Raw genomic sequence first — 8,591 nt, 5'->3', positions numbered from 1 at the left:
AAGCTGGCGTCGTTGAGGCGCAGCTTGGCGAGGCTGTCGCGGAGCTTCTCGAAATCGTTGGCGTCGGTCGGGAAGAGGCCGCAGAAGACGACCGGCTGGACCAGCTTGAAGCCCGGCAGCGCCTGCGCGGTCGGCCGCTTGGCGTCGGTGATCGTGTCGCCGACGCGGGTTTCCGCGACGTCCTTGATCTGCGCGGTGATGAAGCCGATCTCGCCCGTCCCCAGCGCGTCGAACTGCTCGATCTTGGGGCGGAAGACGCCGACCCGGTCCACCAGATGCGTGGTGCCGGCGGCCATGAACTTGACCTGCTGGCCTTTCTTGATCGCGCCGTCGATGACGCGGATCAGGATGACGACGCCGAGATAGGAATCGTACCAGGAGTCGACCAGCATCGCCTTCAGGGGCGCGGCCGGGTCGCCCGTGGGCGGCGGGATGCGGGTGACGATCGCCTCGAGCACGTCGGGCACGCCGACGCCCGATTTGGCGCTGGTCAGCACCGCGCCGCCGTCCCGCCAGTCGCCCTTGGCCGGCAGCCCGACGATGTCCTCGCTCTCGGTCCGCACCTTGTCGACGTCCGCCGCGGGCAGGTCGATCTTGTTGATGACGGGGACGATCTCGTGGTCATGCTCGATCGATTGGTAGACGTTGGCGAGCGTCTGCGCCTCCACGCCCTGCGCGGCGTCCACCACGAGCAAAGCGCCCTCGCAGGCGGCGAGGCTGCGGCTGACCTCGTAGGCGAAGTCGACGTGCCCCGGCGTGTCCATCAGGTTGAGGACGTAATCCAGCCCGTCCGCCGCCTTGTAGGCGAGCCGGACCGTCTGCGCCTTGATCGTGATCCCGCGCTCCTGCTCGATCTCCATATTGTCGAGCACCTGCCCCGTCGTCATCTCCCGCTCGGTCAGCCCGCCTGTGGCGAGGATCAGCCGGTCGGCCAGCGTCGATTTGCCATGGTCGATATGCGCGATAATACTGAAATTTCTGATTTTTTTGAGATCGGTCATCGGAGCTTCTGAACGAGAGGATGGCGCGCCCTAGCAGGGGCGACGGGTGCTGGCAAAGCCGGCTATGCGTCGGCCCGTTGGCTGCAATTGGCCGGAAGCGGTCGGTCCGTATGTGGGCGCGTCGACCGCGAGAGCAGCTTTCCACGCGAGGTGTGGCCTGCGACCGGAAACGACCCATAACCCAGGTTAAAATCCGCAGTCGCCGGCAAGGCAGATAACGCGGAGTTTCGTGGCAATTCGCAACGCATGAGGAGCCGTCAAATGATTGGGGCTGGATGCGCGGCACTTCGCCACCTGCGCGTTAAAGCACTCTTTTTTAGGGATTTCGTTTGATTCGATCTGCCAAACCGGGTCAAGGATAGGCGGAGTCGCTTCGAGGGCTCGAGTATCGGGGTTCAATCATGCCAATCGCCGAAAAATTGCCACCCAACGAGGCTGATCGGCTGGCCGCAGTCCGACGTTATGACATTCTCGATAGTCCGCCAGATGGGGCGTTCGATCGAATCACGGCTCTGGCCGCTCGTCGGTTCGCGGTTCCGATTGCCATTATCAGCATCGTCGACGAGGACCGGATCTGGTTCAAGTCACATCACGGACTGCCCGTTCAGCAGATCGGCCGTGAGCCGGGGCTATGCGCTTCGGCCATCCTGGGCAACACGCCCTATCTAGTCGAAGATGCCAAGAAGGACCCTCGTTCGTTGGCGAACCCGCTCGTCGCGGGAGACTTTGGCCTTCGCTTTTATGCCGCAGTTCCCCTGACCACCAGTAACGGCCACAACCTCGGCACGTTGTGCGTGATCGACAAAGAACCCCGCCTGATCGAAAATGAGCAGATCGAGGACCTGAAAGGTCTGGCCTCGATCGTGATGGACCAGCTTGAACTCAGGCTCTCAGCCCGGCACGCGGTGGCCAAGGCGAACTTGATGGCGAAGGAGATTGATCATCGCGTGATGAATAGCCTCCAGTTCGTTTCGGGCCTGCTTGCAATGCAAAGTCGGTCACCCAACGTCGGCGAGGCAGCTGAACATCTTGAACAAGCCGCCCGCCGCGTCGCAGCCGTAGCGCAGGTTCATCGCCACTTTTACGCCGATTCAGCGAACGAGATTTCCTGCGTCGCCTACCTGCGGCGCCTCTGCGACGAGCTCGCGGCCATTCTGGACCGGGTAATCGTCGTCGAGGGAAATGAGGAGATGGTTCCGGCCACCTCAATCCAGCCAATCGGGTTGATTGCGAACGAGCTCGTGACGAATGCCGCAAAGCATGGCGCTGGAAGGATAGATGTAGCGTTCCGGGCGTCAGCCGACAGCAATCGCCTTATCGTGTGCGATGAAGGAAAAGGGTCGCTTGATGGCTTTGATCCATACGCTGCAACCGCAGGTCTGGGAATGCGGGTGGTAACCACTCTTGCTAGACAACTCCAAGGAACGCTGGAGGCCGGTCGGCGTGCGGATGGCCACGGAGCATGCTTCACCGTCCAATTTCCCCGCGGAGGCTAACGTCCGCTTTCGACCCATTGCGGACGTTGGTCGCCTTCGACGCGGACTTAACGGGCGTTGAAATAGCTGCCGCGCGTCAGGTTCGAAACGTTTGCGAACCGCACCGGCAATCCATCGGCATACTCCCAGCGCGGGCCGTCCTGCAGCTGATAATGGATGTGGGGACCGCTCGTGTCGCCGGAATTGCCAAGTTCGCCTATCGGCTGGGCTTGAGCGACCCTGTCCCCTGTTCGCACTCGGACGGAGCCCAGCCGCAAGTGCGCGATCAGGCTGAACTCGCCCTCGCCATGGTCGATAACGATATAGTTGCCGACATCGCCGCCACCGGGATATTCCGGAGCGAAATAGGCCGGGTCGCTCACTCCATCTCGCGGCTGGTCCGGCCGATCATTGCGCGCGCGAACCACGACCCCCGTTCCGGGAGCGATGATCGGGCGACCCCAGCCAGCATAATCCTGAGGCCGGTCTGATCCCGGGGCACGCATCGGCCCATGATTTTCGTCGAGGCCAAGTGCGTCGATCGCGAAGCCGCCGCTGCGGTTGCGATGGCCGCCGCCAAGAACCCCTGCCTGTGAGATGATGCCCGGCCCTCTGAACGGAAAAATGAGCGCGGCGCGTTGCTGAAAATCGATAATCGGGATTCGCGCTTCCACCTGATGCTCGATGCCGCTCCCATCAGCCACTCTAAGCTGCAAACCCAGTTCTTGGATCATGGGTGCATGCGGAAGGTAACAGTGGATACGAAGCGCCTGGGGCCAATATGCGGGCGGGTCCGGCGCGTCGCCGGTCAGCCGCGCTGGGGAGATGTCCTGCCGCGCCATAGCGGCGAGCAAGGGTCCTCTGACGACCTCTTCGCGAACGACTTCGCCAGCCGCATGGTAAGCGATCCGAAGTGACACGGGGATAAGCGGTCCGTCCTCCGAGGCTTCGAGCATCAGGAAGAAAACCCAACCGTCCATGTTCTCGCGCGGATTGAAGACGGACCGATAGATGCGGGTCGGAACGGTGCCGAGGCGGAGAGGCAGCGCGTTGTCAAACGCCTTCGCCCCGACGCCCAAGGGGACAAGCGCCGCGCCGAGCATCATCGATCGTCGTGAGATTGTGATCGACATGCTACAATCGTAGCATGCCATTCCGGTGCTGCAAAGCTATGATAAACACCAGCGCCTGCCGGTTCGCTTGACAGCGAACGTCCGCTTTCGACCCATGACGGACATTCGCCCCGGATCGGCCCGGCGAACTAGCGGAAGGGAGCGATCAGCGCGCGGCCGATCGGCAGCCAAACCTCCGTATTGGCGAAATGCTCGGCATTCAGCCGGATAAGGTGGACGACGAGCCCGACCGCCAAGATGGGATAGACTTTACGGCAGACGAACATGTCACAAGCAATCGCGATCAGCAGCGGCGCGAGGTTCAGCGACTGCCACACCACGACGGTCTCAAGCCCCGTCCGGCCGACCAGCCGGCCCAGTCCGACCACGGCAATGGAAAAGGTCGCAAGGAGCATTGCCCGTTTGTGGAGGTCGGGACGCCTTCGGTAGATAACGGCAGTGGCGAGGAAGCCAGCAAAATAGACCATGTCGATGACGGGAAAGAAGACGAACGCAGCGGCAGCTTCGAAGTCGTTCTCCCGCTGGCCAAGGCGATTTGCGAGCAAGCCGGCCGCATAGAGCCCGACGGCGGCAATTGCGAACCCGTACGCCGCGAGCCACGGGCCCATCCTCTGGTGGACGCGCGCCTGCCCCGTCATGATCAGCATCGCTTGGGAGATATAGAGAAGCAGCCAGACCGTGAACAATGCGGCGTGCAGATGGATCAACCAAAACCGCGTAGTCGCCTCAGGAGTTCGGCCTGTGACTGCGCTAAAATATTGCGGCCAGAAGCCGGCAAGCGCCAGTGCCAGCATCATGAGGCCGAGGATGGTAAAGAATGGCGACTTGCGAAGCCGCCTGCGCACGCTCTTCGATGGTCCGACTGGTGCTGCGGCCGTGCTCATCAGCCATCCCATGCGGACTGGATAACACGGTGGGCCGACCGGACCTAGCGACCACCGCAGGTCCGCTTTCCACCGCAGGTCCGCTTTCCACCCATTCCGGACATGAGCGCAGTGCTTGCCGGTGCCCATGTCCGCAGCGCCATTCAGATTTCAGTTCCTTCCGCCAATGTCGCCGGTCACGAGGTCCCCAATCTTCACCTTGACCACGTCGCAACCGCGGAGTTTGCTGTCGATTGCCAGATCAAACAGCGCCCGACTCGCAGTCGGCGCTCCCGATCCAACCAGAAACGAATGGCCCAGACCTGCTGGGGCTTGAGAGCTCGCTTTGCTCCTATCTTGCGCCCGGAATTCCAGGGGCGGCGTTCCGCAAACGCCGGATCATACGCAGAATGTCCCATCGTGCTTCTCCTGCGGCCTTCATTGGCCGGCAGGAAAAACCCCGGACTCGCTGCTGAAAGCAGTCGGTCCGCTCAGGAGCAATGCGGTATCGCCATCGAGCGGCCCACAAGGGCGCATACCGGACCTGTGTTGACGAAACTTCCCTACTCAAACTCCACCACCCGCCAGTGCTCCGTCAGCGCCAGCGCCGCCGGCGGCTCCCGCTCCAGGAACATGCCGAGCGTGCAGACGAACATCATCGTGCCCGGGAGGAATTGGGATTCGTGGATGACCATGACCGCGTCGCCCTCTTCGCCGTGAGCCAAGCGACGGTGCCGCCACGGACCATTGTCCGTGACGTCGATCAGGCTCCGCTGTGCGGACCTGTCGGCCGGCCTTCGCCAGCTCTACGCGTTGCTCCGGCGGCTGCGATGCAGCCGGCGTCACTACGCTCGGTGGCTCAGGTCCGACGATGACGGAGCGCGGGTCCGCCGCGTCGCCTTCCCAGAGCAGGGCCTGGATGCGCCGCGGGGTCGCGAAGCGGTAGCGGCAGAAGAGGTGGCTGTGCACGAGGTTCCAGAAGAGCTCGCCCTCCCGCTCGAACAGGGGGACGAAGAATTTCATGACCGGGATTCCTCGCGGTTGCTGGAAGAAGCCCCTCCACCATCCTTTGGATGGTCCCCCTCCCCCGGAAATCCGGGGGAGGAACCGAGGCGCGTCGCCCAGGCGGCGGCGTCGGTCTTCGCCTTCTCTTCCCAGAGGCGTTGGGCTTCGGCCTGGATCGCCTCCTTGCGCTGCCGCGCCTCGCGGTCGGCCTCGCCGTACCCGGTCCACTGGCATTCGAGCGGCTCGCCGGGCGAGGCGTCCGCATCCGCATGGGGGCCGAGCGCCGGGGGCGGCGGGCGCTCCGGTCCCCCTTCCTCCTCCCAATAGGCGCGGCGGAGCTGATCGAGGAGCAGGCTGACCGGCGTCGCGGCGATCTGGCCGGCGTGCCGCTCGCCGCGCTTCAATCCCATCAGCATCGCCACCGCATGCTCGCCCAGGCCACCGAGATCGAGCGCGACCTCCAGCCAGGTCAGCTGGCGGACGTAGTAATCGGCCTCGACGATGCGTCCGGCGAGCCGCGCCTCGCGCTCGGCCTCCAGCTTCAGCAGATATTTCGTCAGGATGCCGTCACAAAGCTCCTGCCATCGCGCGTCCTCGTCCGGCTCTTCCGGCGGGGGCGGCGGAGGCGGGGACGCCCAGGCGCCGCGGGCGCGGCCGCCGCGGCGGCTGGTGCCCGGATTGCGGGCGTGGAAGAGATCGATCGCGCCGTCCCAGGCCGCCGCGAAGCTGGTGCCGCCTGCGTCGCTCCTCAGCTTCCAGGCGCCGGCGGAGGTGCGGCCGACCTCGTGCGCGGCGAAATCGACATTGCCGATCCGGGCGAGGGCGGCGATGAAGCCGCGCTGGCGCTCCACCGTCCAGCCGTCGCGGCGCTTGCACTTGCGGACCACCGGCTCGAAGCCGAGCAAGGCGGCGATTTCGGGATCGCCCTCCGCCAGCGCGGCGGGATCGGGCGGCGGGGGGTCCGGCGACTCGGGGGTGGGTTCGTTCTCGCTCATGGAGAACAAAAACAGAACGAAATCCTATTGCGCAAGGGTTTTTTTGGTAGGGCGCAAGGTCTCCGCCTTCGCCACTCGCTCGTCATCCCGGACCCCGATCCGGGATCCGCCTGCCTTTTTTCCAGCGCTGTCAGGAGAAGGCGGATGCCGGTTCAAGTCCGGCATGACGAAAGGAGAGAGACGCCTGCGGAATGACGACGGGAGAGCCCGCCTAACGCTGCCCGGGCTGCGGCGTGGTCGGCGTCACCGGCGGCGGGGCGGGCGTGGTGACGACCGGGACGGGCGGCGGGAGCGGGGGCGCTTCGGGGTCGCCGCCGCGCTCGAGCACGGCGCAGGGGCTTTCGTTGCCCGCCGGGCCGGCGGCGCCCCAGCGGCGGAAGCTGCGCGTGTCGATGTGGAAGCGCTGGAAGGCGTAGAAGCCGAGGCCGGCGCCCGAGGCGGGGCCGAAGCGCGCGTGCATCGGGCAGAGCCGCTCGAAGAGCTGGCGGCGGGTAAGCGGTTGCCTTGGGACGAGATCGAGCGCGAAATAATCGAGATGGGCGCTGCGGTCCGAGCCGCGGGCGCAGACGTTGAGCGCCGGGTTACGATAGCCCGAGACCGCGTCGACCTCGCCCAATACGGGCTTCACATGATCGCGGATGAAGCGGAGCGTTTGGGTCAGGCCCGGCCAAAGCCGGAAGGGCGGGATTTCGAACGGCTGGCCGCCGCAGGTCCGCCACATGCTGGCGGTGCGCAATATCTGCCAGGTGGGGAGGACGCCGCGCACGCCCGCCGCGTCCTGCCAGGCCTCGAACGACAGGATCGTGCCGGTGAGGTGCGGATGGGCGGCGAGCCAGGCTTGATAGCCCGCCTCGCTCTGGCCCTCGTCGGGCAGCTCCTGCGCGTGGGCGGGGGCGGCGAGGACGGCGGCCGCGGCGAGGGCGGCGAGGAACAGGCGGCGCATGGCGCTTCCTATATTCGCATGATCGGACGGTTGCACCCCGTGGCGCCCGCGTTAGGCTGCGGCTGGGCTCGGGAGGATGGACATGAAGCTGCTGATCGGACTTGCCGCCTTCGCCGCGCTCGCCTGCGGGCAGAGCGACAGCAACGCCCAGCCCGCCCCAATGCCGGGCGGACCCGGGGTGACCGGGACCCTGCTCGTCGGCAACAAGGGCGAGAACACATTGAGCTTCATCGATCTCGCCACGGGCCGCGAGCTCGGGCGGGCCGAGACCGGGCGGATGCCGCACGAGATCGCGGTGTCGCCGGACGGTGCCCAGGCGGCGGTCGTCTCCTACGGCGCGCGCGCCATCGACATTTTCGACGTCGCCTCGCGGACGCGGCTGCGGACGATCGACCTTTCGCCCAACGAGGGGCCGCACGGCATCGTCTGGCTCGAGGACGGCCGCATCGTCGCCACCACCGAGCGCAGCCAGTCGCTGACCATCGTCGACACGCGCAACGGTGACGCGGTGAGCGCTATATCGACCGGGCCGGAGGGGACGCACATGGTCGCGGTCTCGCCCGACCGCCGCCGCGCCTTCACCGCCAATATCGGCTCGGGGACGGTCAGCGTGCTCGATCTCGCCCGGGGCACCAAGCTGCGCGACATCGCGGTCGGCGGGCGGCCCGAGGGGATCGCGCTGACCCCGGACGGGCGCACGCTCTGGGTCGGCGATCTCGAGGGCGCGCGGGTCCAGGCATATGACGCGGCGAGCTTCGCGCGGCTGGCGGAGGTGCGCACCGGCGCGGTGCCGATCCGGGTGCTGGCCAGCCCCGACGGGCGCTGGATCGTCACCTCCAATCTCGGCACCGGCAGCCTCACAATCATCGACGCGCGCACCCGCGCGGCCGCGCGCGAGATCGTCGTGAGCGGCGAGCAGGCGGCGGGGCAGGTCACCATCCTCTTCTCGGCGGACGGCCGCCGGCTCTACGCCGCCGAGACCGGGCGCAACCGGGTCGCGGAGGTCGATCTCGCCTCGGGCCGGGTGCTGCGGCGCCTCGCCGCGGGCGCGCAGGGGGACGGGCTCGCCATCGCGCCCTGACCGCGGGTTAGATGGTGAAGACGGCGGCAAGCAGATTCGTTGAGCCGCCATTAGCGATTGGAGGCGCGATTCTCCGGTCTTCGAAGCGCCCGTCA

8 protein-coding genes and 1 pseudogene are annotated in these 8,591 nt (G+C 66.0%); 2 read left to right on the top strand and 7 right to left on the bottom strand.

Annotated features, from left to right (window positions below):
- Positions 1-1,001 (bottom strand): GTP-binding protein (locus tag ACT4N8_RS03580; RefSeq protein ID WP_444856764.1); only part of this gene is annotated, 1,001 nt, incomplete at its 3' end.
- Between the two features lie 401 nt (positions 1,002-1,402).
- Here ACT4N8_RS03580 and ACT4N8_RS03575 point away from each other — a divergent pair.
- Positions 1,403-2,497: a sensor histidine kinase gene (locus tag ACT4N8_RS03575; protein WP_444856763.1), complete on the top strand. Its 1,095-nt coding sequence runs from the start codon at positions 1,403-1,405 to the stop codon at positions 2,495-2,497.
- A gap of 47 nt (positions 2,498-2,544) precedes the next feature.
- Here the strand turns inward: ACT4N8_RS03575 and ACT4N8_RS03570 are convergent, their stop codons facing one another.
- The 6 genes and pseudogenes from ACT4N8_RS03570 to ACT4N8_RS03545 all read right to left on the bottom strand — a co-directional run bounded on the left by ACT4N8_RS03570 (position 2,545) and on the right by ACT4N8_RS03545 (position 7,415).
- On the bottom strand, positions 2,545-3,609 hold the full coding sequence (locus tag ACT4N8_RS03570) for a M23 family metallopeptidase (protein WP_444856762.1): 1,065 nt from the start codon (positions 3,607-3,609) through the stop codon (positions 2,545-2,547).
- Between the two features lie 128 nt (positions 3,610-3,737).
- The gene (locus ACT4N8_RS03565) at positions 3,738-4,493 is read right to left on the bottom strand and encodes a hypothetical protein (RefSeq protein ID WP_444856761.1); all 756 of its coding nucleotides are present in this window, start codon (positions 4,491-4,493) and stop codon (positions 3,738-3,740) included.
- A gap of 171 nt (positions 4,494-4,664) precedes the next feature.
- A pseudogene (locus ACT4N8_RS03560) lies at positions 4,665-4,891 on the bottom strand (hypothetical protein); the annotation flags it as partial.
- A 144-nt stretch (positions 4,892-5,035) separates the two neighbouring features.
- A complete protein-coding gene (locus ACT4N8_RS03555; RefSeq protein WP_444856760.1) occupies positions 5,036-5,197 on the bottom strand; it encodes a hypothetical protein in 162 nt (53 codons plus the stop codon).
- 294 nt (positions 5,198-5,491) lie between these two features.
- Complete coding sequence (locus ACT4N8_RS03550; RefSeq protein WP_444856759.1) at positions 5,492-6,472, bottom strand: hypothetical protein; 981 nt, start codon at positions 6,470-6,472, stop codon at positions 5,492-5,494.
- A 211-nt stretch (positions 6,473-6,683) separates the two neighbouring features.
- A complete protein-coding gene (locus tag ACT4N8_RS03545) occupies positions 6,684-7,415 on the bottom strand; it encodes a D-Ala-D-Ala carboxypeptidase family metallohydrolase (RefSeq protein WP_444856758.1) in 732 nt (243 codons plus the stop codon).
- An 82-nt stretch (positions 7,416-7,497) separates the two neighbouring features.
- On the opposite strand from ACT4N8_RS03545, the gene ACT4N8_RS03540 reads away from it, so the two are divergent.
- The gene (locus ACT4N8_RS03540; RefSeq protein WP_444856757.1) at positions 7,498-8,496 is read left to right on the top strand and encodes a YncE family protein; all 999 of its coding nucleotides are present in this window, start codon (positions 7,498-7,500) and stop codon (positions 8,494-8,496) included.
- Positions 8,497-8,591 lie beyond the last annotated feature (95 nt).

The sequence above is a fragment of the Sphingosinicella sp. genome (genome assembly GCF_052387495.1).
GTDB lineage: Bacteria > Pseudomonadota > Alphaproteobacteria > Sphingomonadales > Sphingomonadaceae > Allosphingosinicella.
This window is presented reverse-complemented; position numbering and strand designations above follow the sequence as displayed.